We start from the raw sequence: 13,585 nt of genomic DNA, 5'->3' as shown, positions 1-13,585 counted from the left end.
CAACGTAAGGGAACGTAACGGTCGTTCCGAGGTCGATGAATGGCCAGGGCGGCGCCGTGATAAGCATGCTAGTCATGTCTGTCGTCATGCAAACCGTCATTAACGCCAGCGCCCCGGCACCCATCTCAGCTGCGGGGGCGCCACCGTGTTCCGATCGTTCTTTCCCAGACCACCACTCTTTTTTTCCAGCGCCCTGATCTGGGCGCTTCTCGCCATCACCCTATGGGGAACCACTGCCAGCACCTGGGGCGAATTCATCGGCTTGCCGCCGCTGGCCGGGGATGTCGCCCTGCCGGTCGGTGTCTCCCGCTTCTGGTCGCCATCGTTTCTGTGGTTCTACCTCTATTACATCTCTTGCACCGGGCTGTTCGCCGCCGTGTGGGGGCGTGTCGAACCCCACCGCTGGCAGCGCTGGTCCATTCTGGGCGGCGCGCTGATCATCTTCCTGACCTATTTTTCCGTGCAGACCAGCGTCGCGGTCAACGCCTGGTATGGCCCGTTCTGGGACATGGTGCAGCAAGCGCTCGCCGGTGGCAGCGACGTGACCGCCCTGGATCTCTACCAAGAGATGCTCACTTTCGCCGGTATCGCCTTCGTCGCGGTGACGGTCGGTGTGTTCAATCTATTCTTCGTCAGCCACTACATCTTTCGCTGGCGCACAGCGATGAACGACTACTACATGAGCCATTGGTCACGGCTGCGGTCAGTGGAAGGCGCGGCTCAGCGCGTGCAGGAAGACACCATGCGCTTTTCCACCACGCTGGAAGGCCTCGGCGTCAATCTGCTCAAGGCCGTGCTGACGCTGATCGCTTTCCTGCCATTGCTGGTGACGATGTCGAAGAACATCACCGAGTTGCCCTTCATCGGCCATGTGTCCGACGCGCTGGTGTGGGCAGCGATCGTGTGGTCGGTGTTCGGCACTCTGCTTCTCGCCCTGGTAGGGATCAAGCTGCCGGGGCTCGAATTCAACAACCAGCGAGTGGAGGCGGCCTATCGCAAGGAGCTGGTCTACGGCGAGGACCACGCATCGCGCGCCGGGCCGGTCGCCGTGAGCACGCTTTTCTCGCGCGTGCGCCACAACTACTTCCGGCTCTACTGGCATTACGCCTACTTCAATATCGCGCGGATCTTCTATCTGCAGGCGGACACGATCTTCGCGTTCGCGGTGCTGACGCCATCGATCGTCGCCGGCAAGCTGACACTGGGGTTGCTGCAGCAAATCCTCAATGTCTTCGGTCAGGTCCGAGAATCGTTCCAGTACCTGGTCAATTCATGGTCGACGATCATCGAGCTTCTCTCGATCGCCAAACGCCTGCGCACCTTCGAAGCCGTGATCGACGAAAGCCGGACGGTGTTCGAACCGCCGGCGTCGTCCGACCTCGTCACCAGAGAGCGGTAGCTCGTGCACGCCCCTTAGGTGCTGTCTGAAAAGTGGACGAGCGCAGTACTTTTCAGACAGTGCCTAGTCAGGAACATGCAGCGTGATCACCGGACAAGGGGCAACGTGCGATACCTTGTGCGACACGCTGCCCACCACCAGGCTCTTGAGATTGCTCTGGCCGCGACTGCCCATGACGATCATGTCGACGCCAAGATCGGTCGCCAGCTGCACGATGACGTGCGCCGGTCGCCCTTCCTCGACGTGATAGGTCACTTCGTCGGAGCCGCCACCGACGGCCAGCCAGGCTTCCGCGAGCAGGCGCTCGCCTGTCAGACGCCCCTTCTCCGGCGTGTAGTCGGCCGGCGACGCACCGACCATGGCGCCCAACGCATCCTTGGCGACCGGTACCTCGGGAACATGCAGCAGGTGAATCCGGGCCTGGGTCGCGCACTGGATGAGACATGCGTGCTCCAGCGCCTTGCGCGCACTGGTGGAACCGTCGATCGGTACCAGAATCCGTTGAGACATGGTCGCTCCCCCTGGTTGGCGATCGATTCGCGGGTCACTCGAAGACCGCGCAACGTCGGTCGCGGTAGACGCCGGTGTTTCGCCAGACGGGCAAGACACCGGGCTCTCGCTCAGCGTAGCCAATTCAGCGCCGTGGGAAAGGGCGCAAAAGGTCGCAGGGGCAGGTGGATGCCCGCCTCGGCCCTGCGCAGGGATGCAGCACCGTCACAGCACGGCCATCGGACTGACATCTTTCTCTTTTAAGGTACACCACCAGTACCCCGCTCCCCCCGCTCGACTTGCCCGGAGACATTGCCGTGCGATTTCATCACCTGTTCTGCTGCGCCGCTCTGGCGACCCTCTCATTCTCCTCCTCGGCCCAGGCGGCGACCACCATCACCTGGTGGCATGCCATGGAGGGCGTGCTCGGCGAGAAGGTCAACGAGATCGCCGACGAGTTCAACGCCTCGCAGGACGAGTATGTGGTCAAGCCCGTTTATAAAGGCAGCTACAGCGACAATCTCACCGCGACCATCGCTGCATTCCGCGCCAATCAGGCCCCGGCCATCACGCAGGTCTTCGAGGTGGGCACCGCGACGATGATGAACGCGGCGGGCGCTATCTATCCGATCCATCAATTGATGGAGGAAACCGACACGCCATTCGACCCCGACGCCTTCCTGCCCGCGGTCAAGAGCTACTACACCTCGAGCGACGGGCAAATGCTGTCGATGCCGTTCAACTCCTCCACCCCGGTGCTCTATTACAACAAGGACGCCTTCGCCAAGGCCGGCATCGAGACACCGCCCAAGACCTGGGCCGAGGTCGGCAAGGACGCCCACAAGCTGGTCGAAAGCGGCGCCTCAGAATGCGGGCTGACCACCGCCTGGCCAAGCTGGACGCAACTCGAGAACTTCAGCGCCATCGATGACCTGCCCTTCGCCACCCATGCCAACGGCTTCGATGGCACCGACGCTCGCCTGGTGTTCGACAAGCAGGAGGCGACCGTGGCCCACATTCAGGACCTGGCCGAGTGGCAGAAGAGCCACGCCTTCGAATATGGCGGCCGCGCCGACAGCGGCACCAAGCGCTTCCAGTCGGGCCGCTGCGCCATGCTGACCACCTCCTCCGCCTCGCGGGCCGGCATCCAGGAGGCCGCCGAGGGCAAGTTCACCTTCGGCATCGCCCCGCTGCCCTATGACGCCAAGGCGGTGAACCAGCCCAGGAACTCGATCATCGGCGGCGCCTCGCTGTGGGTCATGCGGGGCCAGTCGGAGGCGGTCTACCGCGGCGTGGCCAGGTTTCTGAACTTCCTCTCGTCTCCCGCCATTCAGGCCGACTGGGCAAGCTTCACGGGCTACGTGCCGATCACCACCGCCGCCTACCAGCGCCTGAAATCCCAGGGCTTTTACGCGGACAACCCGGGGGCCAGCGTGGCGATCGACCAGCTGACCCGCGGGACGCCGAATGACAACGGCCGTGGCGTGCGCCTCGGCAACATGCCGCAGATCCGCAACATCATCGCCGAGCAGCTGGAGAAAGCCTTCAACGGTGACGAGCCGGCCGCCGCAGCGCTGCACGAGGCCGCCCGGCGTGGCAACCAGGAGCTGGCGCAGTTCCAGCAGAGCGTGGCGCGCTGACGTTGGCGCCGATTCTCGTTTTCTCTCCGCTAGCGGCGGATGGCGCAAGCCGCCCGCCGAATCACCGATGACCACCTTCGAGCGCTATCGTTTCACACCCTGGCTGCTGCTGGCGCCCCAGCTCGCCATCGTGGCCGTCTTCTTTTTCTGGCCGGCCGCGGACTCTCTGCGCCAGGCATTCTATGTCCAGGATGCCTTCGGGCTCGGCGAACGATTCGTGGGCCTGGCGAACTTCCAGCGGGTCATGGCCTCGTCGGGATACTGGCAAGCCATGGGCGTGACGGTGCTTTTCAGCGTACTGGTGGCCGGCGGCGCCATGCTGCTGGCGCTGCTGCTGGCGGTACTCGCCGATCGCGTGTTCCATGGCGCCAGGCTCTATCGCGTCCTGCTCACCTGGCCCTATGCGGTGGCACCGGCGGTGGCAGGGCTTTTGTGGCTGTTCATGTTCGACCCGGTGCTCGGCGTGCTGACCCACGTCCTGGCCGGCTTCGGCGTGCACTGGGACGCGCAGTTGCATCCCGGGCAGGCGCTGGCGCTGGTGGTGATCGCCTCGATCTGGCAGCAGATGAGTTACAACTTCGTGTTCTTTCTCGCCGGCCTGCAGATGATCCCGACCTCGTTGCTGGAGGCCGCGGCCATCGACGGCGCCGGTCCCTTCCGCCGCTTCATTGGCATCACGCTGCCGCTGCTCTCGCCGACCGCCTTCTTCCTGCTGGTCATGAACAGCGTCTACGTGCTGTTCGAGACCTTCGCCACCATCGACAACACCACCCTCGGTGGCCCGGGCGGCGCCACCCGCACGCTGGTCTACAAACTCTACGAGGATGGATTCGTGGCGCGCGACCTCGGCAGCTCGAGTGCACAGTCGGTGCTGTTGATGGTGCTGGTCGGCGCACTCACCTTCGTCCAGTTCCGTTACCTCGAACGCCGGGTGCAGTATTGATGCGCTACGATCGCCCCCTCCTCGACCGGCTGACCCATCTGCTGCTGATCCTCGGCGTGATCGTGTTCGGACTGCCGCTGTGGCTGGCGCTCACCGCCTCCACCCACAGCGCCGGAGCGCTGCAGAGCGGCATCGCCCCGCTGTGGTTCGGCGGCGAGGGGCTGGCCAACTACTGGCAATTGCTGTCACAGCCGATCGCGGGGCTCGGTGTCAGCGCCCTGCGGCTGCTCGCCAACTCACTGGTGATGGCGCTCGGCATTGCGATCGGCAAGATCGCCATCTCGCTACTGGCCGCCTATGCCATCGTTTTCTTCCGTTTTCCCTGCCGCACGCTCTGCTTCTGGCTGATTTTCGTCACCCTGATGCTGCCGGTGGAGGTGCGTATCGTGCCGACCTATGGCGTGGTGGCGCGCTTCGGATTGATCGATACCTATGCCGGCATGATCCTGCCGCTGATCGCCTCCGCCACCGCCACCTTTCTGCTCCGCCAGAGCTTCATGAGCCTGCCCCAGGAGCTGTTCGAGGCCGCCCGGCTCGACGGCGCCGGGCCGCTGCGCTTCCTGAAGGACTTCGTGCTGCCGCTGTCGAAGACCAACCTGGCGGCGCTGTTCGTGATCATGTTCCTCTACGGCTGGAACCAGTACCTGTGGCCGCTGCTGGCGGCCAACTCGCCGGAACACGCCACCGCCGTGATCAGTCTGAAGAATCTCGTCCAGTCCACCGACACCCTGCCGCCCTGGCAACTGGCCACCGCCATGGCAGTGATGACCGTGCTGCCGCCGGTGGCGGTCATCATTGCCATGCAGCGCTTCTTCGTGCGCGGCCTGACCGATACCGAGAAATGATTTCCAACCGTGGAGAGCCACCATGGCCACATTGACCTGCCGCCAGTTGTCCAAGACCTACCCGGGCGACCATCGAGCCGTCGAGGCGCTGGACCTGACCCTGGAGGCGGGCGAGCTAATGGTCGTGGTGGGCCCGTCGGGCTGCGGGAAGTCCACGCTACTGCGCATGGTGGCGGGTCTCGAAGCCATCAGTGGTGGCCAGTTGATCATCGACGGGACCGTCGCCAATGCCCTGGAGCCGGCCCGGCGCGGGGTCGCGATGGTGTTCCAGAACTACGCGCTCTATCCGCACATGAGCGTGTTCGACAACATGGCCTACGCGCTCAAGCTGCAGCGGCGCCCCCGCGCGGAGATCGAACGTCGGGTGCACGAGGCAGCGACACTGCTGGGTATCGATGCCCTGCTCGAGCGTCGTCCCCGCCACCTCTCCGGTGGACAGCGCCAGCGCGTCGCGATGGGGCGCGCCATCGTGCGCGAGCCAGCCCTGTTTTTGTTCGACGAGCCGCTCTCCAACCTCGACGCCGCGCTGCGGGTGCAGATGCGTCAGGAGATCCGACGCCTGCAGCAGCGGCTGGGCGCGAGCATGCTCTATGTCACTCACGACCAGGTGGAGGCGATGACGCTGGCCGATCGCCTGGTGGTGATGCGCGAAGGCCGCATCGAGCAGATCGGTACACCGATGAGCCTGTTCGAGGCCCCCGCCAGCTGCTTCGTGGCCCGCTTCATCGGCTCGCCGGCGATGAACCTGATACCCGTCAAACGGGCTCGCGACGGTGCCCACCTGTGTGCAAGGCTCCAGCTCTCCGGCGACCCTGAGGCGACCGCGCGGGCGGCCACGCTCGGCCTGCGCCCGGAGCACTTGAGACTCGACCCGCAGGGAGAGCTGGCAGGCACGGTGGAGATGATCGAACCGCTGGGCGTGGATGCCCTGGTTCACTGCCGGCTGCCGGAACATCACGAGCCGCTGACAGCCCGGCTGCCGATGACGGCGCTCGCCGCATCCGGCATTCGACAGCAGGGCGCGATCCGGCTGGCCGTCGACGGCCCGCTGCACCTGTTCGACGACCAGGATCGCCGCCTCGACCATGCGGCAAGGCTGACGCCGCTGCCATCCCTCTTCGCCATTTGATCTTTTCGCTCACCGACCGGCGCAGATCCACGCTCTCGCATCCCGCGTCGCGTCAGCCCGCCACGGCGTATCTGGCGGCGGCCTGATCGACATGGATACAGGCTACCGCGACCCGCTCATTGACGGGATCCAGCGGCGGATCGAGCTGGGTACACTCCTCGGTCGCCAGATGGCAGCGTGGTGCGAACGGGCAGCCCGGCGGCGGCGCCAGCGGCGATGGCGGCTCGCCCTTGAGATGGACGCGCTCGCGGCGGCGGTTGGGGTCCGCCACCGGCGTGGCCGAGAACAACGCCTGGGTATAGGGATGGCGCGGGGTGGTGAACACCTCCTCCGCTGGCCCGGTCTCCACCGGCTGGCCGAAGTACATCACGATCACGTCATCGGCGATGCGTCGCACCACCGACAGATCATGCGAGATGAACACGTAGGCCAGGCCGAACTCCTCCTGCAGATCTGCCAGCAGGTTGAGGACCTGGGCCTGAATCGACAGGTCCAGCGCCGAGACCGGCTCGTCCAGCACCAGGATCTTGGGGTTGAGCATCAGCGCCCGCGCAATGGCGATGCGCTGCCGCTGGCCGCCGGAGAACATGTGCGGATAGCGATCGGCATGTTCGGGGCGCAGCCCGACCTTGGCGATCATCTCCAGCGCCGCCTGGCGGCGCTCGGCCGCGCTCATCTCCTTGCGGTTGAGCTTGAGCGGCTCTTCCAGCATGGTCGCCACGGTCTTGCGCGGGTTGAGCGAACCATACGGGTTCTGGAAGATGATCTGCACCTCGCGACGCAGCGCGGCCGGCGGGCGTTGCCCCTCCTTGAGCGACACCTGGTGCCCGCTGATGGTCAGCTGGCCGCTGGTAGGCGGCTCGATCATCGTCAGTACACGAGCCAGCGTCGACTTGCCGCAACCGGACTCGCCGACCACCGCCAGCGTCTGGCCGGGATAGAGCTCGAAGGTGGCCTCGTTCAGCGCCTTGACCGTCGCCGGCTTGGAGAACGGGCTACCCTTGATCTGATAGTGACGGGTGAGATTGACGGCGCTCAATACGGCATCGCGGCTCATGGGCGCACCTCCGGTCGCGACGGATTGTGGGAAGACGGATTCGAGGCCAGCGGATCCTGCGGCGTCGCCGAGGGCGGCGTGCCGGCTGCCGGGTGATCGAGCGGATAATGGCACAGCGTACTGGCCGGATCGTCCGGCGCGGCGACCGGCTCGACCTCGCGGCAGTGTTCGGTCGCATACTGGCAGCGCGGATTGAACAGACAACCGCTGGGGCGATCGTGCTGCCCGGGAACGACACCGGGAATGGTCGGCAGTCGGTCCTGATCGCCGGCACGCTCCGGCAGCGCCGACAGCAGCGCCTCGGTATACGGATGACGCGGATGGGCGAACAGCGACTTCACGTCCTGCTTCTCGACCTGGCGGCCGGCGTACTGCACCACTACGTGCTTGGCGGTCTCCGCGACCACACCCATGTCGTGGGTGATCAGAATCAGCGCCATGCCGGTATCTTCCTGCAGCTTGAGCAGCAGCTCGAGAATCTGCGCCTGGATGGTGACGTCGAGTGCCGTGGTTGGCTCGTCGGCGATCAGCAGCCGCGGGTTGCAGGAGATCGCCATGGCGATCATCACGCGCTGGCTCATGCCGCCGGAGAGCTGATGCGGGTAAGCCTTGATCCGACGCGCCGGATCGGGGATACCGACCTGCGCCAGCAGATCCAGCGCCCGCTCGTGGCGCTCCTTGCGTGAGCCGCCCAGGTGCTGCTTGATCATCTCGTCGATCTGGGTGCCGACGGTGAAGCAGGGGTTGAGACTGCTCATCGGCTCCTGAAAGATCATCGACATCTCGCCGCCGACGATGCGGCGACGCTGGCGCGAGCTCAGCTGCTGCAGATCCTGGCCGTCGAAGGCCATCTTGTCGGCGGTGACCTGCGCCGTCCACGGCAACAGGCCCATGGTGGCGAGCATCGAAACGGACTTGCCGGACCCGGACTCGCCCACGATCGACCACACTTCGCCGCGGTCGACGTTGATGTCGACGTTTTCCACAGCGGCAAACAGGCCGCTACTGGTCTTGAAGCGAACGCTGAGGCCTTCAATATCGAGTAATGCCATAAGTCAGAACCTCCGGCGTTAAGAGCGTTTCATCTTGGGATCCAGCGCATCGCGCAGGCCGTCACCCATCAGATTGATCATCAACACCGTGAGCAGAATGATCAGCCCCGGGAACGTGACCGCCCAGTAGGCGCTGCCCATGAACTCGCGCGCATTGGCCAGCATCGCGCCCCACTCCGGCGTCGGCGGCTGTACGCCCATGCCGAGAAAGCCCAGTGCCGCGATATCGAGAATCGCGGTGGAGAACGAGAGCGTCGCCTGCACGATCAGCGGCGCCATGCAGTTGGGCAGCAGCGTGTTGAACATCAACCGCAGGTGCCCGGCACCGGAGAGCCGGCTGGCGATGACATATTCGCGACTCTTCTCGCCGATCACCGCGGCTCGCGTCAGACGTACGAAATAGGGCAGCTGGACCATCGCGATGGCGATCATCGCGCTGGTCAGACCCGGGCTCAGGATGGCGACCAGACCCAACGCCAGCAGCAGGCTGGGGAACGCCAGCACCACATCCATCACGCGGGTGATGACGGTCTCGACCCAGCCCCGGAAGTACCCGGCCAACAGGCCGAGGAAGATACCCACGCCCATCGAGATCACGACCACCATGGCGCTGATCGAGAGCGAATAACGCGCGCCGTAGATCAGTCGCGAAAGCACGTCGCGGCCCACGGCGTCTGTGCCGAGCAGGTAGTTCCAGCTGCCCTCGGCATGCCACACCGGCGGCACCAGCAGCGCCGAGCGATCCTGCATCGCCGGATCGTGTGGCGCGACCCATGGCGCGAACAGCGCGACCAGCAGAATGAAGACGATGAAGATCAGGCCGACCAGCGCGCCGCGGCTGGCACTGAAGTCGCTCCAGAAAGACGCCAGCTGGTAGCGAAAGGTACCGGGCGCGGGCTGAGAGCTTTTTTTCGAAAGTATCAGTTGGGACATGTCTTGGCTCCCGAAATGACTCCAGAATGCGCGAACGAAGACAAGACAAGGCGGGCTCGGTCGAAGACGCGGAGTTTACGAGTTGTAAATGAGCATTCTGAGACTGAGGCCAACGCCGTATTGTCGAGTGCAGCCATTTTGGACCCCTCAGTGGCGAATGCGTGGGTTGATGACGCCATAGGCGAGATCAACCAGCAGATTGACGATCATCACGATGAACGCGATCAGCACCAGACCACCCTGCACCGAGGGGTAGTCGCGTCGCGAGATCGCATCGATCATCCATTTGCCGATGCCCGGCCACGAGAAGATCGTCTCGGTCAGAATGGCCCCCGCCAGCAGCAGGCCGACCTGAAGACCGATCACCGTCACCACGGAAATCAGCGCATTGCGCAAGGTGTGCACCATGATCACGCGGAAGTTCGACAACCCCTTGGCTCGCGCGGTACGCACGTAGTCCTCGCCCAGCACCTCGAGCATCGAAGAGCGGGTCTGGCGAGCGATGACCGCCAGCGGGATCGTCCCCAGCACGATCGACGGCAGGATCAGATAGTGGAGCGAGGAGAGAAACGCGCCCCAGTCGCCGGCGATCAGGCTGTCGATGGTCATGAAGCCGGTCACCGGCTCGATGAAGTACATGTAAGAGATGCGCCCGGAGACCGGGGTCCAGCCCAGCGTGCTGGAGAACAGCATGATCAGCAGCAGGCCCCACCAGAAGATCGGCATCGAATAGCCCGTCAGGCTGATGCCCATGACGGTGTGATCGAGCGTCTTGCCGCGTTTGACCGCGGCCAGTACCCCGGCCGGCAGGCCGATGATCACGGCGAACGCCAGCGCGAACAGCGAGAGTTCGAGCGTCGCCGGAAAGCGGCTCATGAACTCGTCCATCACCGGGGCGTGGGTCACCAGCGAATTGCCGAGGTCGCCATGCAGCAACCCCTTGAGGAAATCGAAATACTGAACGATCAGCGAACGATCGAAGCCCAGCTGGGATTTGAGCTCGGCGTAGCGCTCGGCGGATATGCCGCGCTCTCCCGCCATCAGCAGAATCGGATCGCCCGGCAGCAGGCGAATGAAAGAGAACGCAACGATGGTGACGCCAATGAACGTCGGCACCAGCTGCGCCAGTTTGACCAGAAAGAATTTGAACATGTTTGGAGTACTGCTAGTCACGCGTCAAGACGCGGGGCGGCTGTCAGGGCCGCCCCGCGTCTCCGCTAGGAGAGAATCACTCGATGTCGACGCCTTCGAAGCTGTGGCCGCCGAGCGGATCGATCTTGTAGCCGGTCACTTCCTTGCGCAGCGGCATGAAGACCGTGGAGTGGGCCAGGGTGTCCCACGGTGCCTGCTCCTTGAAGATCTCCTGCGCCTGCTCGTAAAGCTTGGCGCGATCTTCCTGGCTATCCAGGGTGCGTGCTTTCTGGATCAGATCGTCGAACGGCTTGTAGCACCACTGTGAACGGTTGGCACCACCGACGCCGTCACAACCGAGCAGCACGCCCATGAAGTTGTCCGGATCGCCGTTGTCGCCGGTCCAGCCGAGGATGACCGCACCGTCACGCTTGGTATCCGAAGAGCGCTTCAGGTACTCGCCCCACTCGTAGGTAACGATCTCTGCATCGACGCCAACCTTGGACAGATCCGACTGCATCAGCTCGGCGGTACGCCGCGCGTTGGGCATGTAAGGACGCTGTACCGGCATTGCCCAGATGTTCATCTTCAGGTTCTCGACGCCAGCATCCTCCAACATCTGCTTGGCCTTCTCGGGATCGTACCGATCGTCCTGGATGGCGTCGTTGTAGCCCCACATGGACGGTGGAATCGGGTTCTTGGCCACCTGGCCGGCACCCTGGAACACCGCATCGATGATCGCCTGCTTGTTGATCGCCATGTTGAGTGCCTTGCGCACTTCGGGCTTGTCGAACGGCGCCTGCTGGGTGTTGTAGGCCAGATAGGCCACGTTCAGACCGGCTTCCTCGAGCACGTTGATGTCGCCGTTCTGCTGCATCGCTTCGACATCGGACGGATTCGGGAACGGCATCACCTGACACTCGCCCGCCATCAGCTTCTGATAGCGCACCTGAGCATCGGAGGTGATCGCAAAGACCAGATTGTCGATCGGCTGCTTGCCGCGGAAATAGTCCGGGTTCGCCTGATAGCGAATGGCCGCATCTTCACGATAGTTGACGAACTGGAACGGACCGGTGCCGACCGGCTGCTGGTTGGCCAGTTCCGGCTTGCCCTCGTCGAGCAGCTGCTGCTCGTATTCCTTGGAGTGGATCGACGCGAAATCCATCGCCAGGTTGGCCACGAACGGCGCATTGGGCTGGGTGAGCACGAACTTCACGGTGTGGTCGTCGACCTTGTCGATCGACTTGATCAACTCGCCCATCGACATCGAGTTGAAATATTCGAAGCTGCCGTTGGCGAGCTTGTAGTACGGGTTTTCCTTGTCCATCTGACGCTCGAACGTCCAGATGACGTCGTCGGCGTTGAGCAGTCGGCTCGGCGTGAAGAAGTCGGTGGTCTGGAACTTGACGTCATCGCGCAGGTGGAATGTCACTTCCAGGCCGTCATCCGAGACTTCCCAGCTCTTGGCGAGGGCCGGCTCGACTTCGGTGGTGCCCGGCTTGAACTGAACCAGACGGTTGTAGATCGTCTTGCTGGACGCGTCGAAGGTCGTGCCCGCCGTGTAGAGCGAGGGATCGAAGCCTTCCGGAGAACCTTCGGAGCAGTAGACCAGCGTCTTGGCCATGACCGGGGTCGCGCCCAGCATCATGGCGGCGATGCCAGCCGCAAGCAGCGTCTTCTTCATTATCAATCTCCTGCACAGCAGCACGCTGTTATTGTGGTGTCGGCTCGGGGCCGATTGTCATTGTATTACCGGCCGGTCAGGCGGCCAGCAGTCGGCACAGACTAGAGCGTGAAGTAGCGTTTAATCAATTGGCCGATAGCGTGAGAACGGGTAGTTGCACTGAATGATCGTTCAGTCTAGAAGACCGCCAAGAGGCCCGGCCCGCCACGCAAGGCCGCCGATATCGCTACTGTTGAATCCGCTCGCCTGCAGCCAGCCAGCCATCGACCTGATCCCGATTTTCCCCGAGCCAGGCCCGCGCACCCGCCACCGGATCGTCCTGGGACTCGATCTCCGACATCAGTTTGCCAAGGCTTTCATCGCTCATGTGCCAGGCGTCGAGCACCGCCGTCAGCCACGGATCGTCCTTGGAAAAGCCCTGACGAGAGAACCAGTAGATGGTATCGCCATCGCCGTAGACCTTGTCCGGATCCTCGAGATATTTCAGATCATAGTCGGCAAATGCCCAGTGCGGATTCCATAGCGTCACCACGATCGGCTTTCCATTCTTGTACGCTCTATCGAGCGCGGACATCATCGCCGGCTCGGAGCTGTTCACCTGGTCGAGCGGCAGATCGTAAGTCTCGATGGCGTCGTCGGTCATTCCGGCGATAGCGGAGCCCGGATCGATGCCCAGGATCGTTGGACTGCCCTGATACGCGAACTCGTTGGCGCGCTTCGCCAGCTCCGGGATGGTATCGATATCGACGTAGCTCGGTACCACCAGGCCCAGTCCGGTCTTGTCGTACCAGGCTTCGTGGACCTCGAGCGTGTCCTTGTAGGGCGCGAGGAACGCCTTGTCGGTGTAGGGCAGCCACAACTCCAGCGAGAGGTCGATATCGTTGGCGGCCATCCCTGCGAACAGCGCGCTCTTGCCGATATCCGATAGCTCGACGTCGTAGCCATGGTCGTCCAGCACCAGCTTCCACAGATTGGCGACGGCGATGTTTTCCGCCCAGTTGTTGGTGCCGATGACCAGCGACTTTTCCTGCGCGTGGGCCGGGGCGGCGTAGGCCTGTGCGGTAACCGCCAGCGTGAAGAGCGCCATCACGGCGAACGGGGAGAAGATTTTTCTCATAATTCTGTATTCCTGTTTATTATTCAAAACCAAAACTCAGCGTTATGAGTATCCGGATATCGGAAGAGATTACCACCATGGCGGCAGACGCATGATGCCGTGCGAAAACTACAACTTTCGTCTAACAGGCGACGGCCAGCTAGACGTTTATGCTGGATCTTACTTT

Annotated in this window: 12 protein-coding genes; 5 read left to right on the top strand and 7 right to left on the bottom strand. The window is 63.4% G+C overall.

Translation table 11 applies throughout. From position 1 onward, the window contains the following. Nucleotides 1-145 precede the first annotated feature (145 nt). Complete coding sequence (sbmA, locus tag DOM36_RS09785) at nt 146-1,399, top strand: peptide antibiotic transporter SbmA (protein WP_110642989.1); 1,254 nt, start codon at nt 146-148, stop codon at nt 1,397-1,399. Nucleotides 1,400-1,462: 63 nt separating this feature from the next. Here the strand turns inward: sbmA and DOM36_RS09780 are convergent, their stop codons facing one another. Next, nucleotides 1,463-1,909, bottom strand: coding sequence for a universal stress protein (locus DOM36_RS09780; RefSeq protein ID WP_110642988.1), 447 nt, complete (start codon nt 1,907-1,909; stop codon nt 1,463-1,465). Nucleotides 1,910-2,205: 296 nt separating this feature from the next. Here DOM36_RS09780 and ugpB point away from each other — a divergent pair, with 296 nt between their 5' ends. From ugpB to ugpC, 4 genes are all read left to right on the top strand, one after another. After that, nucleotides 2,206-3,528: a sn-glycerol-3-phosphate ABC transporter substrate-binding protein UgpB gene (gene ugpB / locus DOM36_RS09775; RefSeq protein WP_232823790.1), complete on the top strand. Its 1,323-nt coding sequence runs from the start codon at nt 2,206-2,208 to the stop codon at nt 3,526-3,528. A gap of 67 nt (nt 3,529-3,595) precedes the next feature. After that, complete coding sequence (gene ugpA / locus DOM36_RS09770; protein WP_110642987.1) at nt 3,596-4,471, top strand: sn-glycerol-3-phosphate ABC transporter permease UgpA; 876 nt, start codon at nt 3,596-3,598, stop codon at nt 4,469-4,471. Continuing rightward, on the top strand, nt 4,471-5,316 hold the full coding sequence (ugpE, locus tag DOM36_RS09765; RefSeq protein WP_075571074.1) for a sn-glycerol-3-phosphate ABC transporter permease UgpE: 846 nt from the start codon (nt 4,471-4,473) through the stop codon (nt 5,314-5,316). Before ugpA ends, ugpE begins: the two co-directional genes overlap by 1 nt. Before the next feature lie 22 nt (nt 5,317-5,338). Further along, complete coding sequence (gene ugpC / locus DOM36_RS09760) at nt 5,339-6,445, top strand: sn-glycerol-3-phosphate ABC transporter ATP-binding protein UgpC (RefSeq protein WP_075571073.1); 1,107 nt, start codon at nt 5,339-5,341, stop codon at nt 6,443-6,445. 52 nt (nt 6,446-6,497) lie between these two features. Here ugpC and DOM36_RS09755 read toward each other — a convergent pair whose 3' ends face one another. The 6 genes from DOM36_RS09755 to DOM36_RS09730 form a co-directional block, all read right to left on the bottom strand. Beyond that, complete coding sequence (locus tag DOM36_RS09755; protein WP_110642986.1) at nt 6,498-7,502, bottom strand: dipeptide ABC transporter ATP-binding protein; 1,005 nt, start codon at nt 7,500-7,502, stop codon at nt 6,498-6,500. Beyond that, nucleotides 7,499-8,554 (bottom strand): ABC transporter ATP-binding protein, encoded by a 1,056-nt coding sequence (locus DOM36_RS09750; protein WP_110642985.1) that lies wholly within the window; start codon nt 8,552-8,554, stop codon nt 7,499-7,501. Before DOM36_RS09750 ends, DOM36_RS09755 begins: the two co-directional genes overlap by 4 nt. 18 nt (nt 8,555-8,572) lie before the next feature. Continuing rightward, nucleotides 8,573-9,487 carry an ABC transporter permease subunit gene (locus DOM36_RS09745; protein WP_110642984.1) on the bottom strand — a complete coding sequence of 305 codons (915 nt, stop codon included), beginning with the start codon at nt 9,485-9,487 and terminating at the stop codon, nt 8,573-8,575. Nucleotides 9,488-9,634: 147 nt separating this feature from the next. Continuing rightward, on the bottom strand, nt 9,635-10,639 hold the full coding sequence (locus tag DOM36_RS09740; RefSeq protein ID WP_110642983.1) for an ABC transporter permease subunit: 1,005 nt from the start codon (nt 10,637-10,639) through the stop codon (nt 9,635-9,637). A 76-nt stretch (nt 10,640-10,715) separates the two neighbouring features. After that, complete coding sequence (locus DOM36_RS09735) at nt 10,716-12,302, bottom strand: ABC transporter substrate-binding protein (protein ID WP_110642982.1); 1,587 nt, start codon at nt 12,300-12,302, stop codon at nt 10,716-10,718. A gap of 226 nt (nt 12,303-12,528) precedes the next feature. Then, on the bottom strand, nt 12,529-13,419 hold the full coding sequence (locus DOM36_RS09730) for a glycine betaine ABC transporter substrate-binding protein (protein ID WP_232823789.1): 891 nt from the start codon (nt 13,417-13,419) through the stop codon (nt 12,529-12,531). Nucleotides 13,420-13,585 lie beyond the last annotated feature (166 nt).

This window comes from Salinicola sp. CPA57 (assembly GCF_003206035.1).
Taxonomy (GTDB): Bacteria; Pseudomonadota; Gammaproteobacteria; order Pseudomonadales; family Halomonadaceae; genus Salinicola; species Salinicola socius.
This window is presented reverse-complemented; position numbering and strand designations above follow the sequence as displayed.

Coding starts and splice junctions, on each gene's coding strand:
- DOM36_RS09750 (WP_110642985.1), bottom strand. CDS start 8,554: ATGGCATTACTCGATATTGAAGGCCTCAGCGTTCGCTTCAAGACCAGT.
- ugpC (WP_075571073.1), top strand. CDS start 5,339: ATGGCCACATTGACCTGCCGCCAGTTGTCCAAGACCTACCCGGGCGAC.
- ugpE (WP_075571074.1), top strand. CDS start 4,471: ATGCGCTACGATCGCCCCCTCCTCGACCGGCTGACCCATCTGCTGCTG.
- DOM36_RS09745 (WP_110642984.1), bottom strand. CDS start 9,487: ATGTCCCAACTGATACTTTCGAAAAAAAGCTCTCAGCCCGCGCCCGGT.
- DOM36_RS09755 (WP_110642986.1), bottom strand. CDS start 7,502: ATGAGCCGCGATGCCGTATTGAGCGCCGTCAATCTCACCCGTCACTAT.
- ugpA (WP_110642987.1), top strand. CDS start 3,596: ATGACCACCTTCGAGCGCTATCGTTTCACACCCTGGCTGCTGCTGGCG.
- DOM36_RS09730 (WP_232823789.1), bottom strand. CDS start 13,419: ATGAGAAAAATCTTCTCCCCGTTCGCCGTGATGGCGCTCTTCACGCTG.
- DOM36_RS09780 (WP_110642988.1), bottom strand. CDS start 1,909: ATGTCTCAACGGATTCTGGTACCGATCGACGGTTCCACCAGTGCGCGC.
- DOM36_RS09740 (WP_110642983.1), bottom strand. CDS start 10,639: ATGTTCAAATTCTTTCTGGTCAAACTGGCGCAGCTGGTGCCGACGTTC.
- DOM36_RS09735 (WP_110642982.1), bottom strand. CDS start 12,302: ATGAAGAAGACGCTGCTTGCGGCTGGCATCGCCGCCATGATGCTGGGC.